The organism is Methanobrevibacter sp., assembly GCF_030539875.1.
Classification (GTDB): Archaea; Methanobacteriota; Methanobacteria; order Methanobacteriales; family Methanobacteriaceae; genus Methanocatella.
This window is the reverse complement of sequence record NZ_JAUNXI010000011.1, coordinates 1-25,197: the sequence shown is the minus strand read 5'-3', so window position 1 is coordinate 25,197 and position 25,197 is coordinate 1. Positions and strand designations below refer to the sequence as shown.

The 25,197-nt window shown below is 35.7% G+C and carries 24 protein-coding genes; 14 read left to right on the top strand and 10 right to left on the bottom strand.

Annotated features, from left to right (window positions below; genetic code table 11):
- Positions 1-24: 24 nt before the first annotated feature.
- The 3 genes from thiC to Q4Q16_RS05560 form a co-directional block, all read right to left on the bottom strand.
- Complete coding sequence (thiC, locus tag Q4Q16_RS05570; protein ID WP_303346737.1) at positions 25-1,323, bottom strand: phosphomethylpyrimidine synthase; 1,299 nt, start codon at positions 1,321-1,323, stop codon at positions 25-27.
- 242 nt (positions 1,324-1,565) lie between these two features.
- On the bottom strand, positions 1,566-2,480 hold the full coding sequence (locus Q4Q16_RS05565; protein ID WP_303346736.1) for a carbohydrate kinase family protein: 915 nt from the start codon (positions 2,478-2,480) through the stop codon (positions 1,566-1,568).
- Between the two features lie 166 nt (positions 2,481-2,646).
- A complete protein-coding gene (locus Q4Q16_RS05560; RefSeq protein WP_303346735.1) occupies positions 2,647-3,513 on the bottom strand; it encodes a LysR family transcriptional regulator in 867 nt (288 codons plus the stop codon).
- A 58-nt stretch (positions 3,514-3,571) separates the two neighbouring features.
- On the opposite strand from Q4Q16_RS05560, the gene hxlB reads away from it, so the two are divergent.
- Complete coding sequence (hxlB, locus tag Q4Q16_RS05555; RefSeq protein ID WP_303346734.1) at positions 3,572-4,162, top strand: 6-phospho-3-hexuloisomerase; 591 nt, start codon at positions 3,572-3,574, stop codon at positions 4,160-4,162.
- 1 nt (position 4,163) lies between these two features.
- Here the strand turns inward: hxlB and fdhD are convergent, their stop codons facing one another.
- Positions 4,164-4,913 carry a formate dehydrogenase accessory sulfurtransferase FdhD gene (gene fdhD / locus Q4Q16_RS05550; protein ID WP_303346733.1) on the bottom strand — a complete coding sequence of 250 codons (750 nt, stop codon included), beginning with the start codon at positions 4,911-4,913 and terminating at the stop codon, positions 4,164-4,166.
- An 86-nt stretch (positions 4,914-4,999) separates the two neighbouring features.
- Here fdhD and Q4Q16_RS05545 point away from each other — a divergent pair, with 86 nt between their 5' ends.
- The 4 genes from Q4Q16_RS05545 (at position 5,000) to Q4Q16_RS05530 (ending at position 10,275) form a co-directional block, all read left to right on the top strand.
- Positions 5,000-5,569: an FmdE family protein gene (locus tag Q4Q16_RS05545; protein WP_303346732.1), complete on the top strand. Its 570-nt coding sequence runs from the start codon at positions 5,000-5,002 to the stop codon at positions 5,567-5,569.
- Between the two features lie 426 nt (positions 5,570-5,995).
- The gene (locus Q4Q16_RS05540; RefSeq protein WP_303346731.1) at positions 5,996-6,802 is read left to right on the top strand and encodes a formate/nitrite transporter family protein; all 807 of its coding nucleotides are present in this window, start codon (positions 5,996-5,998) and stop codon (positions 6,800-6,802) included.
- Between the two features lie 84 nt (positions 6,803-6,886).
- Complete coding sequence (gene fdhF, locus Q4Q16_RS05535; RefSeq protein ID WP_303346730.1) at positions 6,887-9,052, top strand: formate dehydrogenase subunit alpha; 2,166 nt, start codon at positions 6,887-6,889, stop codon at positions 9,050-9,052.
- A 17-nt stretch (positions 9,053-9,069) separates the two neighbouring features.
- Complete coding sequence (locus Q4Q16_RS05530; RefSeq protein ID WP_303346729.1) at positions 9,070-10,275, top strand: Coenzyme F420 hydrogenase/dehydrogenase, beta subunit C-terminal domain; 1,206 nt, start codon at positions 9,070-9,072, stop codon at positions 10,273-10,275.
- A gap of 88 nt (positions 10,276-10,363) precedes the next feature.
- Here the strand turns inward: Q4Q16_RS05530 and moaA are convergent, their stop codons facing one another.
- Together moaA and mobB are read right to left on the bottom strand one after the other, a co-directional pair.
- Complete coding sequence (gene moaA, locus Q4Q16_RS05525; protein ID WP_303346728.1) at positions 10,364-11,296, bottom strand: GTP 3',8-cyclase MoaA; 933 nt, start codon at positions 11,294-11,296, stop codon at positions 10,364-10,366.
- Between the two features lie 4 nt (positions 11,297-11,300).
- A complete protein-coding gene (gene mobB, locus Q4Q16_RS05520) occupies positions 11,301-12,338 on the bottom strand; it encodes a molybdopterin-guanine dinucleotide biosynthesis protein B (protein ID WP_303346727.1) in 1,038 nt (345 codons plus the stop codon).
- 407 nt (positions 12,339-12,745) lie between these two features.
- Between mobB and Q4Q16_RS05515 the strand changes: the two genes are divergently transcribed.
- From Q4Q16_RS05515 to Q4Q16_RS05475, 9 genes are all read left to right on the top strand, one after another.
- Complete coding sequence (locus Q4Q16_RS05515; RefSeq protein ID WP_303346726.1) at positions 12,746-13,216, top strand: 4Fe-4S binding protein; 471 nt, start codon at positions 12,746-12,748, stop codon at positions 13,214-13,216.
- Positions 13,209-14,306, top strand: a complete 1,098-nt coding sequence (gene fwdF / locus Q4Q16_RS05510; RefSeq protein WP_303346725.1) for a tungsten-dependent formylmethanofuran dehydrogenase subunit FwdF — start codon at positions 13,209-13,211, stop codon at positions 14,304-14,306. Before Q4Q16_RS05515 ends, fwdF begins: the two co-directional genes overlap by 8 nt.
- 8 nt (positions 14,307-14,314) lie before the next feature.
- Entirely contained in the window at positions 14,315-14,545 is a 231-nt protein-coding gene (locus Q4Q16_RS05505) for a 4Fe-4S binding protein (RefSeq protein WP_303346724.1), read from the top strand.
- 13 nt (positions 14,546-14,558) lie between these two features.
- Positions 14,559-15,128: a molybdopterin dinucleotide binding domain-containing protein gene (locus Q4Q16_RS05500; RefSeq protein ID WP_303346723.1), complete on the top strand. Its 570-nt coding sequence runs from the start codon at positions 14,559-14,561 to the stop codon at positions 15,126-15,128.
- Positions 15,118-16,494 (top strand): formylmethanofuran dehydrogenase subunit B, encoded by a 1,377-nt coding sequence (locus tag Q4Q16_RS05495; protein WP_303346722.1) that lies wholly within the window; start codon positions 15,118-15,120, stop codon positions 16,492-16,494. The genes Q4Q16_RS05500 and Q4Q16_RS05495 overlap by 11 nt, the downstream gene beginning before the upstream one ends.
- 7 nt (positions 16,495-16,501) lie before the next feature.
- Entirely contained in the window at positions 16,502-18,220 is a 1,719-nt protein-coding gene (locus tag Q4Q16_RS05490) for a formylmethanofuran dehydrogenase subunit A (RefSeq protein ID WP_303346779.1), read from the top strand.
- Positions 18,221-18,222: 2 nt separating this feature from the next.
- Positions 18,223-19,098, top strand: coding sequence for a formylmethanofuran dehydrogenase subunit C (locus tag Q4Q16_RS05485; protein WP_303346721.1), 876 nt, complete (start codon positions 18,223-18,225; stop codon positions 19,096-19,098).
- A 43-nt stretch (positions 19,099-19,141) separates the two neighbouring features.
- Positions 19,142-19,432, top strand: coding sequence for a DUF2097 domain-containing protein (locus Q4Q16_RS05480; RefSeq protein ID WP_303346720.1), 291 nt, complete (start codon positions 19,142-19,144; stop codon positions 19,430-19,432).
- Between the two features lie 121 nt (positions 19,433-19,553).
- Positions 19,554-19,844: a DUF2097 domain-containing protein gene (locus Q4Q16_RS05475; RefSeq protein WP_303346719.1), complete on the top strand. Its 291-nt coding sequence runs from the start codon at positions 19,554-19,556 to the stop codon at positions 19,842-19,844.
- Here Q4Q16_RS05475 and Q4Q16_RS05470 read toward each other — a convergent pair whose 3' ends face one another.
- The 4 genes from Q4Q16_RS05470 to Q4Q16_RS05455 form a co-directional block, all read right to left on the bottom strand.
- Complete coding sequence (locus Q4Q16_RS05470) at positions 19,845-21,527, bottom strand: DUF128 domain-containing protein (RefSeq protein WP_303346718.1); 1,683 nt, start codon at positions 21,525-21,527, stop codon at positions 19,845-19,847. It abuts the gene before it with no gap.
- A gap of 55 nt (positions 21,528-21,582) precedes the next feature.
- A complete protein-coding gene (gene glnA / locus Q4Q16_RS05465) occupies positions 21,583-22,941 on the bottom strand; it encodes a type I glutamate--ammonia ligase (RefSeq protein WP_303346717.1) in 1,359 nt (452 codons plus the stop codon).
- Positions 22,942-23,190: 249 nt separating this feature from the next.
- Positions 23,191-23,943 carry a HesA/MoeB/ThiF family protein gene (locus tag Q4Q16_RS05460; RefSeq protein WP_303346716.1) on the bottom strand — a complete coding sequence of 251 codons (753 nt, stop codon included), beginning with the start codon at positions 23,941-23,943 and terminating at the stop codon, positions 23,191-23,193.
- A gap of 9 nt (positions 23,944-23,952) precedes the next feature.
- Positions 23,953-25,119: an aldo/keto reductase gene (locus tag Q4Q16_RS05455; protein ID WP_303346715.1), complete on the bottom strand. Its 1,167-nt coding sequence runs from the start codon at positions 25,117-25,119 to the stop codon at positions 23,953-23,955.
- Between the last annotated feature and the right edge of the window lie 78 nt (positions 25,120-25,197).

Genomic DNA, 25,197 nt, shown 5'->3' with positions numbered 1-25,197 from the left:
AGAATAAAATAGATAGGAATCTATCTATTTGATTAAGTCGGAATCGGATTTGTCCAACCATTCGTTTACGATTTTCACTGCACAGTAATTTCCGCACATTGTACATGTGTCTTCTTCTTCAGGAGGTCTTTGGTTTCTTTTTGCACGTGCAGCTTCAGGAAACATTGCACATGAGTATTGTGCTTCCCAATCAAGTTTTTTACGGGCTTCAGCCATAGCCAAATCTTGTGATCCGTCTACTGTACCGGTTGCAAGGTCACCTGCATAAGCTCCAATCTTTGTTGCAATTACTCCTTCCCTTACATCGTCAGGGTTTGGAAGGGCAAGGTGTTCTGCAGGAGTCACATAACATATGAAATCAGCTCCTGCTTTTGCAGAAGATGCCGCACCGATTGCAGATACGATGTGGTCATAACCAGGTGCCACATCACATACAATAGGTCCGAGCATATAGAAAGGAGCGTTGGAACACATTTTCTTTTGAATCATGACGTTTGTTGGGATTTCGTTAATTGGGATGTGTCCAGGTCCTTCAATCATACATTGCACTCCTGCTTCACGGGACCTGTCGATTAATTCTCCTAAAATGATCAATTCTTGTATTTGGGCTCTGTCAGTTGAATCGGCAATTGATCCTGCTCTCATACCGTTTGCAAGTGAAAGAACAACGTCATGTTCTTTAGCGATTTCTAAAACATAGTCAAAGTTTGAGTATAACGGATTTTCTTTTTCGTTTTCAACAATCCATCCGGACATAAATGATCCTCCACGGGATACGAGTCCGGTTACACGGCCTTGCCTTTTGAGTCTGGTTAAAGTTTCAATGTTGATACTGCTGTGAACTGCCATGAAGTCAATACCGTCTTTTGCCTGTTTTTCGATGGTTTTAAACAAATCTTCTTCTTCCATGTAAATTACAGAACCGTCTTTTCTAATTCTTTCGATAGCTGCCTGATAAACCGGTACTGAACCTACAGGCAATGGAGACATGTCAAGAACTCTTCTTCTAATTACGTCTAAATCTCCGCCAATACTTAATTCCATTAAACAGTCTGCGCCATGGTCAATTGCAATTTGAGCTTTCAATACCTCTTCATCAAAGTCAACAATATCTGTTGAGGTTCCGACGGTTGCGTTTACTTTTGTTCTAAGTCCTGCACCGATACCGGAAGCTTCAATGTCTCTGTTTACATTGCTTGGTATTACTATAGTCCCTTGGGCTACTGATTTTAAAATAAAATCTTCTGAAACATTTTCTATTTTTGCAACATGTTTCATTTCTTCTGTCAAAATTCCTTTTTTTGCATCACTAATTTGGGTCATGTTATCACTTTATGTTCAAATGAGATTTATAACAATCAAGTTTAATTTTTTCTCATATCAATTTGATAATTTTTTATATTTACTTATTAGTATTTAAATTAGTTGGTTATTTTCTAATTAAAATAATATTGATATATTTCAATTATTTTTGAAAAAATAGTATTTTCAGATTTGTATTGGGAAAATAAAGTTGTTTTGATAAAAATAAAGTGTAGTTTAAAAAAAAGTAACGAAGAATAGATTTAGTAAAATCCATTCATTCTTTCAAATGCCTCATCAAAAGTAGGCATATTGGTTTGGCAACCCTTATGCTCAACAATAAAAGATGATACTGATGAAGCAAATTTGGCAGATTCTTCTAATGACTCGCCATTTAGGAATCTTGATAAAAATCCTGCTCTATAGGAATCTCCAGCACCTGTTGGGTCAATAGCTTCCCTTTTAACAGAGTCAATTTTTATTTTTTCTTCAGTTGAGTAAATTTCACTACCGTTAGCGCCGCAGGTTTTAACAACTATTTTTGGTCCTATTTCGAGCAGTCCGTTTAAATCCACTTCCAATGATTCTAAAATCCTTTCGATTTCATGATGATTTCCAAAAAGAATTGTTGTATTTTCAATAACTTCTTTTAGTTTTTTGGTGGTGTACATGCCAAGGTCTTGGCCAGGATCGAATGAAACAAGCAAATCTTCATTTTTTGCTTCTTCAGAGCATTTCCAATTGAAATTAGGGTCTCCTGTTGCTAAATGTATTGCTTCTGTGTTTTTAATTGCAGATGTAGGCACTTTGCTTTCTGCAAATTCACGGGCAGCTCCCCAATAGAAGTAGCTGATCTGGTCTTCATTATCATCGGTTAAAACAAATGCGGTAGGTGTTGCCTCGCCGGGAACAATAATCAGTGAATCTGTGTCAATACCTAAATTCTGCATATGTTCATAATATTCAGTCTTTTTGAAATCTCCTCCAACAGCTGAAACCAGTGAAGTTCTTAATCCTAATTTAGCTCCAACACAGGCAACATTTGCAGCTGCTCCTCCATTGAATGTTTCCATATTTGTAATTGGAGCTGAAAAGTTCGCCTTTGGAAATTCAGGCACTCTAATAATGTAATCATGAGCAGAGTGGCCAATCGCTAGTAAATCTCTGTTTTTTGCCATAGTATCTCCTTTAAATTTTTCATTTAAATATTGTTCTTTATCGTTATTTAATGTTTTGAAAATTCATCTAAACGTTAAATCACGAAAAAATTTTGTCGTATCCTGTTACTTATATAATATTATATAATAGTAATTTTATTTTTCTAAGAGCATCTGAAAAGTAATGTTACATAGGTGCAAAACCCTGCTTTTCAATGTCCTTCTGACCCTCTTTTGTTAAATATCTTATAAGTTCATCGATTTCGGAGTTATCTTCGTTAACTTTAACTAAACTGATTACATGCTGAGTGTCAAATTTCAGCAGTTCATTTCCTTTAAAATAACTGGCATTTAAAAATGTATGTAGATTTTTAGAGCTTCTGACCCGTTTATAAGCATCAAATTGTGAGTTTACCTTTTCTTTAATGTTGAACTTTATATCATAATGTTTTAAACTATTCCAGGCAAGCCTTTGAGCTGACCCAGACACTTCTATAAAATCAAGTCCCTCCAAATCGGAAATGCTTTCTATTTTTTCTGTCCCCTGGCTTGAAATAAGAACCAGATAATCGTAAGCTATCGGGAAAAAATTCAAATCTTTTTCAAAAGCTATTAGCGGATCGTCCAATGCCAATATGTCAACAACTCCTCTTTTAGCTAACTCAAAAGCGTCTTTATCATTGCTGCTGTATATGCTTGTTTTAAATGGCAGGTCAATACTTTCCAAAAGGCCCGCACTTATATGTCCTCCAACTATGCTGATAAAAGAAGTTTTTTCGATTTGAAGTGCATATTTTCTAAACTCATTCAATAATTCCAATCCTTCCGGAGTAAGTGCAGTGCCGTTTCCTATTTTTTGAGTAATTTTAAAGCCTAATTTTTCTTCTGCTTTAAGCATCCTTCTATTAAATACTGTATGGGATATGTTTAACTCTTTTGCAGATCTTCTCTGGGATTTGGTTTTGGATAGGGATTCTAAACTTTCATATAATTTATATCCGTAGACATTGCCATTTATCTCTAAACTTATCAATCCTTTACTATTGAATTCCATCAATTATAAATAAAATTTTAATCATAATTAATAATATCGATTTTTGGAATAGATAAAAATGGACATAATGAAATCTTCTATTGAGACAATATTGAACAACATTAAAAAGGCTGAAGAACTTTTGGATGAACAGGCGATTGATGAATTTGAAAATATTATTATTGAATCTAAAAATATCTTTGTTACAGGTGCTGGAAGGTCAGGGCTTGCGGCTAAAGCATTTGCAATGAGATTGATGCATTTAGGTTTAAGTGCATATGTTGTAGGGGAAACCATTTCTCCGGCTATTTATGAAGATGACTGTATTATAGCGATTTCCGGTTCCGGTGAAACAAACACTATTGTATCAGCGGCAAAAATAGCTAAAAATAGAGGTTCAAAAGTTTTAGCTTTAACATCTTATCCCGAATCCACTTTGGGGCAGTTGGCTGATGCTTATATTCTTGTTAAAGGAAGGACTAAAAAAGAAGTCGATGATGAAAATTATATGAAACGTCAAATTCATGGAAACTACACTTCTTTAACTCCTTTAGGTACTGCATTTGAATTAACAACTTTGGTGTTCTTGGATGCAATTGTTTCTGAACTAATGGAAAAAATGCACCAGACAGAAAGTGATTTAAAAGCAAGACATACTGTTTTAGAGTAATTCAGTCAAAAATTACTCTATTCTGATTATTATATATATTACAGCGCTGCCCTCTTAAAAATCCGACTAATGTAATATTTCCTTTTTTTGCAATGTTATATCCCGAATTAGCGGGAGCTGCGTTTGATGCTAAAACAGGAACTCCTGCTCGGGTCATTTTTATTACCATGTCTGCAGGCATTCTTCCACTGTAAATCACATAGGAATTTTTTAAATCAAAACCGTTTAGTATTCCGTACCCAATTACCTTGTCAACTGCTACATGGCGGCTCACATCTTCTTTTACAACAAATTTGCCGTTATGCACAATCCCTGCCACATGTGTTCCTCCTGTTGCCTGCCAGATTTCAGCATTTTCTTTTAATTCGTTAATTCTCTCAATCAGTTCATTAACGCTGACTTTAAAATCTGATTCAACAGGAATTACTTCTTTAATTTTACTTCTCCATCCTCCTGCAGAATCCGAACACAGGACTGTTTCGTTTGTTTTAAGCAGCCTGTCATCAATTTCCACATTAATTTGGGGGCCGTCAATTTCCAGGTTTTTAATATCGTCCATTGATTTAATCATATTTTCATTAATTAAATATCCGGCTGCAAATTCTTTAAGGGATTCTTCAATTGCTGAAAGACTGCGTGAAATGCTTTTATTAATGGTTAAAGTAATAGTTTCATCTTTTACAACTTTTTCTTTAACTTCATGATGTTGATTATTTTTATATTGAATTGCATCGATTTCTTCAATTTTCATACTTTCATCCTCAACTGATATTTTCGAATCATATAATAATATTATATAATGTCTGATATCTATATTAATTTAAAGGAGGTCATGTTATGAATATTGAAGATTATGACGAACAGTTGAAAAAAGCAGTTGAGTTTCATGGTGAACTTTGTGGAGGCATTGCTATTGGAACCAAGTTAGGTATGTACGGTCTTGAATTGTTGGGAATGGAGCTAAATAAAAGACATAAGAATTTAATTGTAATTTTGGAAAATGAGAGATGCACAGCTGACGGGATTCAGTCTGTAACTAAATGCACAATTGGTAAGAGATCTTTAAAACTGGTATATTACGGAAGATTTGCAGCCACTTTTTATAATATGGATACTGGTGAAGCATACAGGGTTTCTGATGCAGATGCCAATAAAAAAAATAAAACAAAAGAAACCAGGGAAGAAATGGTTGAGAGATTTAGAATAACTCCTCCTGAAGAATTATTCAATGTTGAAAAAGTTAAAGTAAAGCCTTTTAATGAAGCTCAACAACCTGGAGGAGACCATACTACTTCATGGTGCAGTGAGTGTTGTGAAAAAATAACTGATAATTATCATCTGCTTAGAGCGGGAAAATCAATTTGCAAGTCATGTGCTGATGAATCATATTATGAAACCGTTGAATAAATTCGATTGATGTCTGTTAGAATATATTTTTAACAGCTATTTCTTTTCTTTTTTTATGTTTAGATTGTTTAATATTTATATTAACCTGCTTTTAAGTTGTTTATATTCTGATATGGTTTTTATAAAATGTCCATTAATACTTTTCATCGATTTAATCAATATGATTTAATAATTGAAGTTCATTTGAAATGGAATTTAATAAAAATAAGTTTTTTTTCATGATATTACTTAATTCATCATGTTTTATCATTACATTTAATTTAAATTATAGGTCATATTTAAATATTTCTTTTATTTTCTAATGGTAAATCCTTTATATATAGATACAGTATACATATTATCATAATACTTTGAAAACCTATTTGTCATGTGGAATTCATTAGTATTATTAAAATTTAATATTAAGGGAATAAAGAGGTTGATATAATGAGTTCATCATTTAAAAGTCCAGTTGATACTGCGAAAGCAATATCAAATACTGCTGGTGTAAAAGAATCCGCAAATATTGTTAATGTAATATTGCTTTCCTTCTTAGCAGGTGCATATATTGCATTTGGTGGTTTATTAGCGGTTGTTGCAAGCGCAGGCATGTTAAACGCAGGCGCTCCTATTGGTTTAGAAAAATTTGTATTTGGTGCAGTGTTCCCTGTAGGTTTGATCATTGTTGTTCTTGCAGGATCTGAACTCTTCACTGGAAATGTAATGTTCATGACTGTTGGTGTTTTAGATGGTAGTGCTTCCGTTGGAGGTCTTGCTAAAAATTGGGTAATTAGTTGGATATTTAACTTCGTAGGTGCTTTATTTGTAGCTTACGTTCTTGCTTTCATGGGAGGAATTACTCCTGTTGATACCGCAGCACCAGCATATGCTATTTCTGCTAAAGCTATTGCAGTAGCTGAAGGTAAAGTTACTATGCCATTCCTAACTGCTATGATTAAAGCTATTGGATGTAACTGGCTTGTATGTTTAGCTGTATGGTTAGCTAATGCATCTGATGATATCATCGGTAAAATCGTTGGTATTTGGTTCCCAATCATGGCGTTTGTATGTATTGGATTTGAGCACAGTGTAGCAAACATGTTCTTCATCCCATTAGGTATGTTCTTAGGTGCTAATGGTGTAACCTGGAGTACTATTATCATTAACAACTTAATACCAGTTACTATCGGTAACATTATTGGTGGGGGACTCTTTGTAGCTTGTATCTATTGGTACACCTATCTCAAAGAATAAAATAGTATAATGAACTTTTAGAAGCTTTTTTTTAAGCTTCTTTTTTAAATTATTTATAATAAAATACATTTTGGAGATTATAAAATGGTTGAAATAAAATATGTTCCAACAATCTGTCCATACTGTGGTACCGGATGTGGACTCAATTTCGTTGTAAAAGACGAAAAAATTGTTGGTGTAGAACCTTTAAAAAGAAGCCCTGTAAACGAGGGTAAAGTATGTCCAAAAGGAAACTTTGGATATCAATTTATTAATAGGGAAGACAGATTATCTACTCCTTTAATAAAAGAAAATGGGGAATTTAGAGAAGCTTCCTGGGACGAAGCATTAGACTTAGTTGCTAACAAACTTAAAGAAGTATCAGATGAAGATCCAAACAAAGTTGGATTCTACGCATGTGCTCGTTCTCCTAACGAAAACATTTACATCACTCAAAAATTAGCAAGAGTAGCTTGTGGTACTCAAAACGTAGACCACTGTGCTCGTATCTGTCACGGTCCTACCGTAGCAGGTTTAGCAACCACCTTCGGATCAGGTGCTATGACCAACGGATTCGACAGTATTAAAGAAGCTGATTACATCTTCTGTATCGGATCCAACAACATGGAAGCTCATCCATTATTCGGTCGTAAAATTATTCAAGCTAAAAAGAACGGTGCAAAATTAGTAGTATTGGACCCAAGATTCACTCCTACTGCTAAACTCGCAGACGAATATGTTCAATTTGAAACCGGTACTGACGTAGCTTTAATGAACGCTATGATTAAAGTCATCATCGACAAAGACTTGCAAGATGACGAATTCATCGCTAACAGAACAAAAGGTTATGAAGAAATGAAAGAAGTTGTTCAAAAATACACTTTGGATATGGCTTCTGAAATTACCGGCATCAAACCTGAAACTATTGAACACTTAGCTGTTGAATATGCATCCGCTGAAAGAGCAGCTATTGTATACTCATTAGGTATTACCGAACACTCCCACGGTGCTGACAACGTAATGTCTACTGCAAACCTTGCAATGTTAACCGGTAACATTGGTAAAATGGGTACTGGTGTAAACCCATTAAGAGGACAAAACAACGTACAAGGTGCTTGTGATATGGGAGCATTGCCTTCTGATTATGTAGGATACAGAAAAGTTGCAGACCCAGAAACTACCGCATGGTTCAACGACTACTACAGCGGTGAAGGTTATGAAGTAAACTTACCTGCAACTCCTGGTTTAACTTTAGTTGAAATGATGAATGCAGCTCACGCTGGTGACTTAAAAGTATTATACATCCACGGGGAAGACCCAGTTCTCTCTGATGCAGATGTACAACACACCAAAGAAGCACTTGCAAACTTAGACATGTTAGTCGTACAAGAATGTTTCTTAACCGATACTGCACAATGTGCTGATGTTGTATTGCCTGCAGCAGGTTGGGGTGAACAAGAAGGTACTTTCACAAGCGGTGAAAGAAGAGTACAATGCTTACACAAAGCTCAAGAACCTCCTGAAGGCGCATGGGTAGATTGGAAAATTATGGAAGAAATCGCAGTTAGAATGGGCGTACCAAGACCATTATTCCACTATGAATCTGCTGAAGAAATCTTTGAAGAAATCAGAGAATGTGCTCCTATCATGGCAGGTATGAACCGTGAAAGATTAGACACTCCTGAAGCACTTCACTGGCCTTGTCCTTCTGAAGATGATCCATGTCAACCATTAATGCACAAAGAAAAATTCGCACACCCTGACGGATTAGGTATTTTCCAAGCATTAGAACACAAAGGACCTGTTGAAACTCCTGATGAAGAATATCCATTACTCTTAACCACTACCAGAGTATTGTTCCACTATCACGCTGCTATGACCAGAAGATGTGAAACCTTAAGTAATGAGGTAAAAACCGGATTCATCGAAATTAACTCTAAAGATGCTAAAGAAAGAGGAATTATCGATGGTGAAGTTGTAAGAGCTTACTCAAGAAGAGGAGAAATTGCAATTCCTGCACGTGTAACTGATATTATTAAAGAAGGTATTGTAAACATCCCAATGCACTTTGTAGAATGTGCTGCAAACGTATTAACTAACTCCGATTCTTTCGACCCTAAATCTAAAATGGTTGAATTAAAAGCTTGTGCTATTAACGTAGAAAAACTCCCTGAAAAACGTATAATGAAAGGAGAAGTCTACAAAGATGGTACAGACACTGAAATTAAAGCTGAAAACATGGCTACTACATCCATTAAAGTAGGTAAATAAACGAGGAGTAGATTTAAATGAGCGCAAAAATTAACGATATGTACTACGCATACTCCGCTATCGAAGATATCAAAGAAAAAGGAGAGTACGGTGGTGTAGTAACTACCATCATGAAATACTTATTAGAAGAAGGTATCGTTGACGGTGTAGTAGGTGTAACTGAAGGTTACGATATTTATGACGGTGTTCCAATTCTCGTAACTGACCCTGCAGATGTTATTAAAACTGCTGGATCAATTCACTGTGGTACTTTAAACATTGCTAAATTCGTATCCAAATACTTAGATGGTGCAAGAGACATGAAACTTGCAGTTGCATGTAAACCTTGTGATGCAATGACCATCAGAGAATTAATGAAAAAAGGAAAAATCATCGAAGATAACGTGATTATGATTGGTGTAAATTGTGGAGGAACAATGTCACCTGTTCCTACCATGAACATGATTAGAGATGTATATGAATTAGATCCTAAAGATGTTGTCAAAGAGGAAATTTCTAAAGGTAAACTCATTATGGAAACTGCTGACGGTGAAAAAGGTATTGCTATCAGTGAGTTAGAAGAACAAGGTATGGGTAGAAGAGAAAACTGTCAAAGATGTAATCTTAAAATTCCTTCAAACGCTGACTTAGCTTTAGGTAACTGGGGAGTTATTGGTCCTTTAACCGGAAAAGCTACCTTCGTAGAAGTATTTTCCGACAAAGGTGCAGAAGTATTAGACAAAGTTATTGAAGCTGGTTTAATTGAAACTACCGCGCCTGAAGAAAAAGGTATCAAAATTAGGGAAAACATTAATAACTTCATGCTCAAAGAGTCCACCGAGAAGAAAGAAGTTGATTATGCAGGTACTACTGGAGATATTATTGATGTATTCCACATGTACGAAGAAGAATTCTCCAAATGTATGAAATGTTACGGTTGTCGTGAAGCATGTCCATTATGTTTCTGTGAAGACTGCTGTCTTGAAGCAGAAGGACCTGAATGGGTACCTGGTGGATACACTCCTGCAGCTCCATTCTTCCACTTAACTCGTTTAGTACACATGGTTGATGCATGTACAAACTGCGGTCAATGTTCCGAAGTATGTCCATCTGAAATCCCTGTTGCTAAAGTATGGAGTACTATAAACAACAAAGTAAGAGACATCTACGGATACATCCCAGGAATGGGCAGTGATGATCCACTTCCATTCACTGATCACGTATCCAAAGCTAAATGGATTTAAGGGTTCTTCCCTTTCATCCGTTTTATTTTTTTAATGTTTGAAATAACATTGTTATATATTTTTTCAAAAAAATAATAATATAATTGAATTAATCCTTGTTAAATGGTTCGCGCTTGTTGATGCCCTTTATGAAGATTTCTTCAAGTTCTTCTTCACTTTTACCATTTCTGACATGATTAATCAATTCTACAAGATTATCATTTCTAAGCAAACAAGGTTTTATTTTACCGTCTGGTGTAATCCTTAATCTGGAACAGTTTGCACAGAATTTAGAGTTATCTACCGGTCTGACTATTTCGATTTCACCATCGTTAATGTAATATTTTTTACGGCCCTGCATAAACTTGCGTTCATAAACATCATCAGCCATATCTGCTAACGTTTTTTCAATAGGGTCTAAAGGATAGTGATATTCATCGCTGAATTTATCATCCTCACAATTTTCGCTTTCAATCAATTCAATCAGCTGAAGAATGATGCCGTGCTGTCTGCAGAACATAAACATGTCTTTTATTTCATCAACGTTAATATCTTTCATTATTACCATGTTTATTTTAACAGGATACAATCCCACTTCAACAGCTTTTAGTATCCCTGCTTTTGCTTCATTTAAATAATCCATATTGGTTACAAATTTATATGTATCTCTTTTTAGAGTATCTAAACTGACATTGACTCTGTCCAATCCAGCTTTTTTTAAATCTTCAGCATATTTTTCAAGCAGCACTCCGTTTGTTGTGAGGGAAATATCTTTAAAATCAAGACTTGCAATCTTTTCAACAATTTCCACAATGTCCTTTCTAACCAACGGGTCTCCGCCGGAAAGTCTGATTTTTCTAACTCCAATTTTTTTAGCTATTTTAGTTATCAGATATAATTCATCCGGGGTCATTTCATCTTTTGACGAAACCATTCCGTCATGATGGCAGTATATGCAGTTTTCATTACATCTATTTGTTATTGTGATTCTAAGTGAAAGAATTGGCCTTTTATATTTGTCTTTAACTACATCTTCAAGCATATAATCATTCTTCCACTTTTATTTTCAATTCTTCAATTTCTTCATCGATTTTTAGGGAGTTTACAACTGCAAAAATAGTTTCTTTCAATATTCCCTGAGTGAATTTGTTGATTTCCACATCATGGCCATTTGTTTTGAGTTCAATGTCGGCATTTTCCAAATCATCTCCTTTGATGTTGGTGATGTCAACATTGATTTTTTTCACGTCAGGTTCTGTTTTAATCGAGTTAATCATTCCTTTTATGGAGTTTGCAATTATGTTGTTTGCAAACATATTGATTTCAAGATTCCTGTTGTTAACTAGAATGGTGCATTTTGCATCAATAGGGGTTTGTTTAAGGGGTTCACCCGGAATTATTAATTCAATGTTTGAAATATCTTCAACATTATATTCATCCAAATTCAATGTATTGATAACGCCAAGGACATTCTGCTTTAGATAATCGCTGACAAACCTGTTTAGGCCAACTACATTACCATCAATTGAAAGATAACTTGATACATTATCCAAATCTTCAGCACTTAGATTTCCACAGCGAATCTCTGATGCAATGGCTTCACCGTTATTGAAACCGCAGTTGTTTGCAAATAATGTGTCTACAATATCATGGGATCTCTCTTCAATAATGTCTGCCAGGTCTTTTATTCCTTCATTATCAATTGAAAATGAATCAACTTCTTTAATTGTGTATTCATCAACTACATCAGGTGATGTTGCGACTTTCGGATAGTTGTATCTTTTAAATCCTTCAATTACAACAAAATCAACAGTGTCCATATGTTTTATTAAGAATAGCAGTCTGTTCAAATCCATTTCTTTTCTCACGTTAAAGAAGGTTGTAGAACCAATACCTACCACAACACTGGATCCGGCTTGCTTGTGTTTCCAGGTATCCGTATTCTCTTTATCCATTTCCATCGTGTGATGGGAATGTTTAATGGATGCTACGTTATAGCCTCTTTTTTTGAGCTCTTCAATAACTTTTACAGTTAGTGATGTTTTGCCTGTATTTTTCTTTCCAACAATAGATACTATTTTCATTATTCTCCCCCTATAGTATTATTATATATTTATTTTTTTTATTAATTAATAATTTCTAAAAGAGTTATGTGTAGTTACTACACATCATATTTCCGCCAAATGCATTTTCTTATTTTTCAGCAAATCTTTAATACTTTTTACCTAAATTTTTATTACTAATCATGATTATATTTTCTATTTTTTTCACAAATAAAGGAATGATGTAATTTTATTATGATATTTGAATTCAATTATTTTCTATTTTTCATAATATACTGTCTTACTTTCTTATTTTGCTGTTTTAACTTTTTTAATTGATTTTTTAAAAAAAAATTGTGTAGCTTTACCACAGTTATATATAAATATTGTGTCTTTATTCTAGTAGGTAACTATATTTATATAAGTAAACATATGTGTAATCATTACACATGGTGGTTCAAATGCCGAAACATATTGCATCTGGTTTAAAATATTTGGCAGCCGTCAAATTAAAAGATGCTGGAAAAAGTCATCAAGAAATTGCTGATGAGCTGGGTGTTGATCGTTCTACTATTTCTCATTATTTAAATGGTAGAAATCTGTCTTGGAACTCTATTGATGTTGCAAGAACAATCATCGACTTGTCTCCCAAAGATTTTTTAAAAATGACTGAAGCTATATTTAATGAACCGGAAAAGAGTCGTAAAATTGTGAATATTTGCCGAGAAAGAGATTTTGAAGCAATGGTGGAAGATTCTTGTATTGGTTGCGGCTTATGTGTAAATGCATGTACGATGAATGCTATTAAATTAGAGTCATTAAAAGCGCATGCAGACTCCATACAATGTTGTGGTTGTCAGCTTTGTGAAGATGAATGCCCAACTAATTCTATAAAAATTTTGGAGATTAAATATGATTAGAAATTTAAAAGAGGTTAAAGACAATAACTTTGACATCACAAGGTCTGCAGACGAAGTTAGAAACTTGTCATTCAACGACCATGTCTGTTTAGGTTGTGGGATTTGTGAATCTACTTGTCCTGTTGAAGCAATTACATTAAACGCGATTGCTGTCGATGCTCGTCACAGAATTTCAAATGACGTTTACTTCAGTGGACATGAAAAAATTGCACAAAACTTCAAAGAAGACTTTGATGTTCAAAGAATAAGCATTGACGAAAGTAAATGTGTATTATGTGGTATGTGCAGCGGATTATGTCCTGTTGATGCATTAGTATTAACTATTGACGACGTACCGATTAAAGAAATTGAAGCATATCCTCACTATATTGCTTTCTCAGAAATTGATGACGATGAATGTGTTTACTGTAAAAGATGTGAAATTGCATGTCCTCGTGATGCAATCGTCATCGACAGAATATTACCAAACCGTGCTGATTTAGTAACTGGTGAAATTGATGTTGATGAAGATGAATGTATCTACTGTGGCGTATGTGAAGAATTATGTCCTGCAGAAGCTATTATCGTAGATCACGAAACCGGCAAGGAATCCATTGTTATTGACAAAGATGCATGTGTATACTGTCTTGTATGTAAAAAATCTTGTCCTACCAATGCTATCAAAGCAATTTGTAGAGCATGTAACTATGGTGAATATGACTTAAATCCTTCAGATGCTGTTGTTACTGGAAATTCTGTCATTGACTCAGAACTCTGTGTTTACTGCGGATGGTGTGAAGGAGTATGTCCTACTGATGCAGCAAAAGTTAAAAAACCATTTGAAGGTAGTATTGAAGTTGACGATGAAAAATGTCAAGCTTGTGGTGCTTGTGTAGATGTCTGTCAATGTAATGCTTTAGCATTCCCTGTATCTGCTGGTCCTGGTTCTAGAATGGAACATGTAACTGCTTTCGACGAATTCTGTGTACGTTGTAAAGCATGTGCAAAAGCATGTCCTAACGGTGCTATTACTGTAAAAAGAACTGAAGTTGATCACACTCCTATTAACTCTACTACTTGGAAAGAAGCTTTAGATGCTATTAAAGACTAGGTGATTGGATGGAACTTAAAGTTAATCAAGATAATTGTTTAGGATGTGGAATTTGTGTAATTGCATGTCCTGTTAACGCAGCTATCAGTCCTGAAAATGCTGGTGGTAATGGTGCAAAGACTGAAGAAGTTATTATGATGGTTGAAAATGGATTTATCAAACTTTTCAGTGCTGAAAAATGTGAAAAGTGTGGAACATGTCAAATGTTTTGCCCAGTAAACGCAATATGGTTAGAATAAGGGGGATTATATAATGCATTATGCTAATACTTATTTAGAAAAACCTGTCGTGCCTGATGTAAAAATTACTGGTGAAGGAAGTACAGATGTTCTTAAATGTATGTTAAACACAGGATCAGACATCTACCAAGGTGCTTGTAAAAAAAGAGGATCCACTTTAAAAGAAGAATATAAAAATGCTTCCGGTACTTGTTACATGGACCCAAGAGACATGGCAAAATTAGGTGTAAATAACTGGGATACTGTTCTTGTTAAAACCGATTTTGGTGAAGTAGTTGTAAACTGCGCAGTATCAAGAGACGCACCTCACGAAGGTACAGTATTCATTTGTAAAGGTCCATGGGCTAACACTATTGTAAGTCATGATACTTACTGCTGTTCTGACCCTACTTACAAAGGTATCCACTGTACTGTTGAAAAAACTGACAGAAAAGTTTTACTCATGGCTGACTTAATGAGATGGGTATACAAAAAATATGTTGATGAAGAAGAAGACGATGTTGTTGAAGACATGGATTCTTTAGGCGAATTGCCTGTTTATCATGGACGTAAATGGAAGGAGTTGATTGATCATGACTTATGAACCACCTGTAACTGATTATGATTACATTGTTGAAGATTGTACCTGTGCATTCTGTGGTTGTAACTGTGATGATTTAGATTACTTAGTTAAAGATAATCACGTAGTTGCTGTAAGACACGCATGCAGATTAGGAGCAAGTAAAATCATGGAAGATATGGATCAAAGATTACTTGTTCCAATGATTAGGGATGAAAACGGAGAACTCACTGAAGTTGACTGGGATACTGCTTTAGATAAAGCTGCTGAATACATTGCTAATTCCATCAGACCAGTATTCTACGGTTGGTCTGAAACCTCAACCGAATGTATGAAAGAAGGAGTAGCATTAGGTGAATACATTGGTGCAGTATTAGATAACCAAGCTACTATCTGTCACGGACCTTCTCTCCAAGCTGTACAAAACGCTGGATACCCTATTCAAACCTTAGGGGAAGTTCAAAACAGAGCAGACATGCTTGTTTACTCTGGAAGTAACGCTATGAACTCTCACCCTAGACACTTAGCAAGATACGCTGCTTTCTGTCGTGGATACTTCAGACAAAGAGGAAGATTCGACAGAACTGTCGTAACTATGGATCCAAAATTCTCAGATACTGCAAAATGTTCCGACAAATGGATTGGATTCGAACAAAACGGAGACTACGGTTTCTACAATGCTATTAGAGCTGTACTCAGAGGAAAAGAATTATATCAAGATGTAATTTCCGGAATTCCTAAAGAAGACATTTACGAATTAGCTGAAGAAATGAAAAATGCAGAATTCGGTGTTCTCTTCTTCGGTTTAGGTTTAACCCACACTTTATCAAAACAAAGAAACATTGATATTGCGATTAAAATGGTTCAAGACTTAAACAAATACAGTAAATGGGGTCTTACTCCAATGAGAGGTCACTTTAACGTAAACGGATTCAACATTTTCATGGCATTCGAATGTGGATTTGCTTTCGGTGTTGACTACTGTAGAGGTTACCCAAGATATATGATGGGTGAAACCAACACTATCGATTTATTGGTCAGAAAAGAACCTGACTGTTTCATGGTTATTGCAGCTGACCCTGGTGCTCACTTCCCTAATGGAGCAAACCAACACTTAGCTGACATTCCAGTTATCCAAATCGATATTCACTGGGGACCATCAACTGAACTCGCTGATGTTGTATTGCCTGGTTCATTCATAGGCGTAGAATGTGGCGGTACCAGTTACCGTATGGACGGAGTTCCTATTTTCATGAGAAAAGCAATCGACAAACCTGAAACCTGTCGTGACGACGAATGGATTGTCCGTGAATTAAAAGAAAGAGTAATGAAACTCAGAGAAGAGCCTAACGTAGCTCCAAAATATGTGCCAAATCCAAACGCACTTTAAAGGTGATATAATGGAATATATTCTTAAAAACGGTATTGTCTACGACCCAGCTAATGAGATTAACGGTGAAAAAAAGGACGTTATGTTTAAAGATGGTATTATTGTAGATGATGTATCTGCTGATGCTAAAGTCTTAGACGTTACTGATAAAATAGTTATGCCAGCAGGTATTGACCCTCACGCACACGTTGCAGGTCCTAAATTAGTAGTTGGAAGGTTATACAGACCTGAAGATTCCAGAAGGGGTGTTACTCAAAAAACTAAAGTTTTAAGATCCGAATCTGGTTTCTCTATTCCAAGTTGTCCTGCAACCGGTTACAGATATTCAAGATTAGGTTATGGTACTGTTGTTGAAGCAGCTATGCCTCCTCTTGAAGCAAAACACACTCACGAAGAAATTGCAACTATTCCTCAACTCGATATTCCAGCTTTACCATTATTCGGTAACAACTGGTTTGTATTGGAATATGCAAAAGATAACAATATTGAAGACATCGCAGCATTTGTTTCTTCATGGTTAAAAATCTCCAAAGGTTACGGTATTAAAATCGTAAACCCATGTGGAAGTGAAGCATGGGGATGGGGTATGAACGTACATGGTGTAAATGATAAAGCACCTTACTTTGACGTAACTTCCAAAGAAGTTATTCAAGCTTTAGCTAAAGCTAACGAAATGTTAAACTTGCCTCACTCTATTCACATTCACCCTAACGACTTAGGACACCCTGGTAACGTGCCAACCACCATAGAAACTATGGATGCTGTTAAAAACGTTAAAAAAGGTTCCAAAGCAGCTGAAATCAGAGATCAAGTTATGCACCTTTGTCACTTACAATTCCACGCTTACACTGGAAACAGCTGGAAAGATGCAGCGTCCGGTGCAGAAGAAATCGCTAAATACATTAACAAACACGACCATGTCACCTGTGACGTAGGTCAAGTTACTTTAGACGAAACCACAACCATGACTGCTGATGCTCCTATGGAATATGACTTATTCAAATTATCTGGTTTAAAATGGACCAACAAAGATATTGAATGTGAAACCGCAGCAGGTATTATCCCATGTATTTACTCAGGTAAAAACCCTGTTAACTCTTTACAATGGGCTATTGGTCTTGAATTGTTCTTACACATTGATGACCCATGGAAAGTATGTTTAACTACTGACCACCCTAATGCAGGTCCGTTCACTAGATATCCTAGAATTATCTCTTGGTTAATGAGTAATACCAGAAGAATGGAAATGATTGAAAACAGAGAAGTTCACAAATGGGTAGAAAAAAGAACTACTCTTCCAACTCTCGACAGAGAATACGATTTCTACGATATTGCAACTATTTCCAGATCTGCTCCTGCTAAAATCTACGGATTCACTGACAGAGGTGCACTCACTCCTGGTTACAGAGCAGACATTGCTGTATATGACATAAATCCTAATGATATTGATCCGTCCAGACAATATGCTGAAATTGAACAAGGTTTCAATGTAGCTGACTACACTATTAAAGATGGTCAAATCTTAGTAAAAGATAAAGAAATTGTAAAAGTTAAAGAAAGTCAAAACATTTGGGTTAACGTAAACGGATGGGAACAAAACGAACAAAAAGTTATCGACAACATTATGCCGTTCTTTACTCAATACTACTCAGTTAAATGGGATAACTACCCAGTACACGACCACTACGTATCTAACCCAATTAGAATAGATGTTGATGGTAAATAGGGGTGTTTAATTTGAAAACAATAACTTTTGATCAAATCAAAACTTCTTCAATCGCTTTAGAATTTGATGAGTTAATTCCTGATGAAATTTACTCCTGGACTGAAGCTGATTTCGCAAAATATGGAGTTCCTATTGGAAATTCAAGATTCCCAATCACCGATTTCTTCGACATTACCATTGAAGGAGAAGCTAATGGACCTGATGAAGTTGAAATGATTCTCAACGGTGATTTAAACAGAGTAAAATACATTGGTTGTAAAATGAGCGGTGGAAAAATCGTCTGTAACAGCAGTGTAGATTTACACGTAGGTGCTGAAATGTCTGGCGGATCCATTCTTGTTAAAGGGGATGCTGCTGCTCACGCTGGAAGAGAAATGTCTGGCGGATACCTTGAAATTGAAGGTAATACCAAAGAATTCACTGGTGCTTCCTACATCGGTGAATGGAGAGGTATGACTGGTGGACAAATTGTTGTCGGTGGTAATGCCGGTAAACAATGTGGTGAATGTTTAACTGGTGGAAGAATTCACGTTAAAGGTAACTGTGATATCTTGGCCGGTATTCACATGACCAAAGGTATTATCGAAATTGACGGTGACGTTAACCGTTGGCCTGGAGGCCAAATGAAAAACGGTAACATCATTATTCACGGATTCCTTGGAAGATTACTCGAAGGATTCGTTCTCGATGGTATCGTTGTAAATCCTGAAGTTGACGGAATCACATTCGAAGGTAAATATATTAAATATACTGGAGATATTGGTCTTAACGGTAAAGGTAACCTTTACTTAGACGCTGAAGCTAATAAAGAAAAATTAGCATCTTACGGCGAACTCGACGACGAATATACTTCAATTAGAGAATACAGGAATTTATAATTCCTCTCTTTTCTTTTTTTTTTAATGACTATAGGTTGATAAAATGGTAGAAGAAGTTGAAATGAGTTTTGATGACGCATTGGATTATGTTAAAAATAATGTTGAAGTTGGCGACACTTTAGAAATTTCTTACAACCGTATTTTTGCTCCTGGTGAAGTTTTAGGTTTTACTGAAGAAGATGAACAAACCGGTGAAGGTTATAGGGTTAGTCTTCAATTAAATGGTGAAATTTTAAATCAGGCAGTTGAAATCGATTTCAGTGAAATTGAAGACGAGTTGCTTGAAATGCGCCATATCTGTGGCGATAAGGAACTTATTATTGAAGTTTTATAATTTTCTCTTTTTTCAATGTTTATTTTTTTGATGATGCTTCATTGAAAAATAATTTTGTTCGTAAATATGCAAACAAGTTTATATACTAGTAGTTTAATATTATATTTCGAGGTTGATTATCATGAAAGTATTAAAATTAACTGTTAGTGAAGCTGTAAATTATTTAAAAGAAAATGTAAAAATTCATGATAGGCTTGAAATTTCATATAACAGGATTTTTGCCGAAGGAGAAATCCTAAATATGGATTTTTCCGAGTATTTTGGAAAACCCGGCTTTAAAATGTTGATTTCTCTTGATGAAAGCAGTTTAGGTTCTACAGTTGAAATTGATGTTTATGAAGTTGAAGATGACATAATCGAATTTATACATTATCCTGGTGATGGTGAAAAAGTGGAAGTAACTGTACTTTAGTTACAACCTGTCCATTTTTTCAAAAGGCAGTAGTTTTTCAATGGCTTTAACTTCAACGTCTATTCCTTTTTCTTTGATTGCACCGATTGTGTTTAAACCGCTGCCTGTCACAATACCAAAGTTATAATTGTCTGCTTTTGCATTGTATGTCAGTTCTCTTGGCTTTCCAATTTTATATATTGAAAATCCTATATTGTTTAGGACATCTAAAAGATGGACACAATATTCGCGGGATATATACGGAATTTCCTTAAAGCTGGCTAAAATCTTGTTCGGATGATTGTTTGCACTTATTGCTGTTCTATTTTTAGCCAAAAAGATTTTATGCGGATCTTCTGTTGATCCGTTATATGAGATTAAATCAATGAACAATGGAGGTTCTGTTAGTTCGAGCAAACCTCCGTATTTCGGTGTGCTCATTATTCCATTGTCTATTAAAATTCCGTCGATGCTTAAACTGCAGATTGTCGCCAGCCCTATTTTTGAATCATCTGTTGGATGATTTATGAGTTTATAATATGGATTAATATATTTTGGATTGTTGTTGTAAGTTTCTTCCATTATATTTAGGGCAATGTCTATTTTATCCCTGTTGATGTATGAAACATTGGATATTATGTCTCCTTTTCTTTTTTCGATGTCAAAATTAACCTGCTGGATTAGATTCCATGTTTTTGAAAGCAAAAATGATATTTTCGGTTGGGGAATCGCTTTTGCTTCCTTTAAAAGAGGGCTGATTTTAGTGGATATTGGGGATAATGTTTTGAAATCCCTGATTTCTTCAGCAATTTTTATTTCAATGTATTTGTTTTCTTCCTGAACTGCGCAAAATGGAGTAATTCCTCCAACAACGGCTATTCCAACCATTCCTTCAGGTACTGGTATTCCTAGTATGTCTTTTCCTTCCTGTGAAATGGCCAATGCTCCTCCGATTCCTATCTTGTCCAGTCTGTTGATGATTTCTATAGCTTTTTGCCGTCCTATTCCAGGTATCAGTCTGAAATTTGCAGGTATGATTCCCTCGCCATTTTCAACAACATCCATTACAGATGTGAATCCCTTGGCTGAAAATGCATCAAGGGGAGTTACAGATGTTTTTTTGTAGGATATCAGTTCGGTGAATCTGACGGGCTGAGAATCTTCGATTTTTAAAAGCCCTCCATATTGCGGCTGTGAAGGGATTCCTTTATTGAGAAGTACCCCGTCGATTGTGGTTCCGCACAATGTTGTTACTTCCATTTTCCCATCCTTGCCGGCATCATTTAAATTGATGTAAGGGCTAACAGAAAGACCATTTTCAATAACTCTTTTAATTATATCGACTGATTCTTCATTATAAATGGTCGATGTATTTACAACCACGTTTCCTTCCTGTGTCATATAGTTAAAGTCAGTTAAATAAATCATTTCCTCAAATTTTGAATGAATAAAATCTACCTGGTCATAAATCAGTCCCTTTTCTAATTTTTCACGGCCAAGAGCGGTTATGTTCCTTCCGGAATTTCCTATTCTTTCGGTATATCCCTTTTCATCTAAAATTTGCATATGGTATCTGACTGCACGTTCACCAAGATTAAATCCTTTATTTTTAAGCTCATCAGCAATCAGTTTGGAACCTGTTGGCTTTTCCTGTTCACTTAATATCCTTAAGATTTCAATCATTCTATGCTCGGATTCTGACATAAAAAAAGCTCCCTACATTAAAGGTCAATTAAAAAAAATAAAATCAATATCTGGATTAGATATCCAAATATTTTCTTTGCTCATATCCGAATACCTGTACGCGGTATTCGTCCCATTCTTTATATTTAAGTTCCAAGAATTTTTCACTAACGTGAGGGCCTAAAGCATTAAGTATTAGGGGATCCTCTTCAAGGGTGTGGTAAGCTTCCCATAAACTTGTTGGTAAAACTTTAATTCCTCTCGCTTCCCTTTCCTCTTCGCTCATTTTATAAATGTCTAGCTCAATAGGTTCACCAGGGTCAATCTTATTAACAATACCGTCGATACCTGCTTCAAGCATTACTGTAAATGCAAGGTAAGGGTTACATGCAGGGTCCGGGGACCTGTACTCAATACGTGTTGCTTTACCTCTCGCTGCAGGAACTCTGATTAAAGCTGATCTGTTTCTAAAACCGTATGCTCTGTAAACCGGCGCTTCATAACCAGGCACTAAACGCTTGTATGAATTTACGATAGGATTGGTAATTGCGGTAATTGCAGGGGCATGTTTTAGAAGTCCTCCCATAAAGTGAATGGCATCTTTTGAAAGTCCTGTTTCAGAATCAGGGTCTGAAAATAGGTTTTTGTCTCCTTTAAAAACAGACTGGTGACAGTGCATTCCACTTCCGCTTACTCCGAAGAAGGGTTTTGGCATAAATGTTACTCTGTAATCCAACTGGTCAAAAGTAGCCATATTGTCTACAATGGCCTTGATAGCTTGCTTGAATGTAATTACTGCATCAGCAGTTTTTAGTGCGTCTTTAAATTTAAATGCAATTTCGTTCTGACCTGGTGCCACTTCGTGGTGGGAAGCTTCAACTTCAAAGTCCAAATCTTCCAGGTTTAAGGTTAACTCTCTTCTGAAATCAGGTCCTTTATCGAGAGGCTCTACATCAAAGTATCCTGCTTCGTCGTAAGGCAGAGGATATCCGTTTTCATCAATGTCCACAATAAAGAATTCCGGTTCAGGACCGATATTGTATTTCAACCCTCTTTTTGCAATATGGGACAATGATTTTTTAAGCACTCCTCTCGGGTCTCCTGCAAATGGTTTCTTTTCAGGAGTCCAAACATCACAAATGAATCTGCAGGTTGCAGATTCTTCAGGTTTCCATGAAAGTCTTGAGTAGGTGTTGATGTCCGGTTTTAAAACTAAATCACTGTCGTTTACTCCAACAAATCCTGCAATGGATGAGCCGTCAAACAACATACCTTCGTTGAACAATTCATTAAGATCATCGCCAGGTTTAAATGGAATAACGATGTTTTTTACAGTACCGTTTATATCAACAAATTGCAGTCGGATAAATTTGATATTATCCTCTCTCATTTTTTCAGTTATTTTTTCAATTTTTTCTTCTGGAATATCGCTCATCGAATCAGGCTCCAAGTTAATATGATTAATTAGCATCGTCGGAAATATCATTCCAATGCTTTTATATTTATAATCTGGTAGTATATAAAGATTTTGAAAAAATAGTTGGAATAGGAGTTCTATACAATTTTTTTGTATATTAATGTGCAGATTTAATTTTTTTTAGTGAAAATTATAATAGTATTTTGTGAAATTAACACATTTTTGTTCAAATCACAACAAAAAAAGAATGAAAACTTGACTTAATGTTTAGAATTCATCCAGTAAAAATGAACCCAGATCCAGCAAGTCAAATGTTAAAATTTTCGGAGCGACGGTAACTTTTCCGATTCCTGTTATGATTTTATAAGCTTCAAATGCCTGAAGACAACCTATTAAATTTGGAGTCGGCCCTATTACAGGAGGAATGCCTGATGTGACATTTTTAAGCTCTTCAATGATGCTGTCTGTAAGCTCCTTTTCAAAAGAGGGGAGGCTGAACATTTCCTCATAACTTTCGGTATTTGGCAGGAATGTTGTAATTTGACCTAAGGTTCCATGAATTGCACCGTGAACATAAGCTATTCCTTTCTCTTTCGCCTTTCTTGAGACAATTACTCTTGTAAGTATATTGTCCAGAGCATCAATAACAATGTCTGAGTCTCCGATAATATTGTCAATGTTTGTCTCATCAACGTGCTCGTTATAGCTGGTTACCTTAACAAAAGGGTTTATCAGCTTGACCTTTTTACCTGCAACTTCACTTTTTGCCTGTCCGATTTCATCAACTGTTGCAAAATTCTGTCTGTTTAGGTTGGATAAGTCAAATGAATCTTCATCAACTAAAACAAGTTCTCCAACACCCATTCTTGCAAGCATTTCAATTGTCTCTCCACCAATGCCTCCGCAGCCTATTACTGTGATTTTGCAGTCTTTAAACCGTTGCTGTTCACTTTCACATACAATGCTCATCTGTCGGGAAGCTATCTGCCAGTAATCATCATCTTTAAATTTTTTAGACATATTTACACCTCAGAAATGATCAAATTTCTCACCGAAATACTCGTGCACCTTTTCAAGTTCTTCCGGGATATTCAACATCTGTGTACAAAATGGTATGCACTCTTCACAGTTAATGCAGCTGTCTGCTCTTGAATCTTCATCTATCAGTGAAAAATATTGCATGGCGCTTGCTTTAGGGTCATTCATCATATGTGCAATGTTATATTCTGTTAGGCAGTTTATGATGTCGACTCCATGGGGGCAGGGCATGCAATAGCCGCATCTGGTACAGTCGTTTCCAAGAAATGTTCTGTAAGTTCTTGCAACTTCTCTGATTAATTCATTATCTCCCTCACTGATAATGTCTTCAGCAGAGGCGATTTTGATATTTTCTTTCACCTGGTTTAAGTTGGTCATTCCGCTTAAAACACAATCAACGTCATCTCTATTCCATAAATACTGCAGAGCCCATTCGACAGGACTTCTTTTCTTTTCTGAGGTATTCCATAATTGCTGAACTTCACTTGGTATATTTTGAACTAATCTTCCTCCGCGGAGAGGTTCCATAATCATGCTTCCAACATTTATGTCCTTTAGATAATTGAGGCCCATTATTCCTGACTGGTAATATTCATCAAGATAATTCATCTGGGTTAATGCAACTTCCCATTTCGGATAGGAGTCAAGTATCTCAATTAAATAATCTATTTCGACATGTGATGAGAATCCGATGTGCCTGACTTTTCCGCTGCTTAAACAGTCATCCAAAAAGTCAAGAACGCCTAAATTTTCCACCTTGTTCCAATCAGGGACGGTTAATGAGTGAAGGAGATAAATATCAACATAATCAGTTTGCAGTTTCTCAAGCTGAATGTCTAAATATCTCTCAAAGTCAGATTTTTCCTCCATTAACCAGGAGGGGGATTTTGTCTGGAGTATTATTTCGTCTCTCATGCTGTTTTCTTTTAAAAATTTACCGACAAACCTTTCACTGTTTCCGTTACCGTCAAGCTCCTTGCTGTGGTAAGGAAATGCCGTATCGATTATGTTTATTCCATTTTCAATTCCATACTTTAACATTTCAGCTGCTTGAACTTCGTCAATGTCAGCATTGGAATTAATTGTGGGAAGTCTCATAGTTCCAAAACCGAGTCTTGAAACTTTAAGATTAGTTTTTCCAAGCGTATTGTATAACATTTCAAACCTCAATAATTTAACAAGGCTCTTTCAAAAACTTAAGTGATTTGGATCAAACTTAATTTATTGGAGCAACCA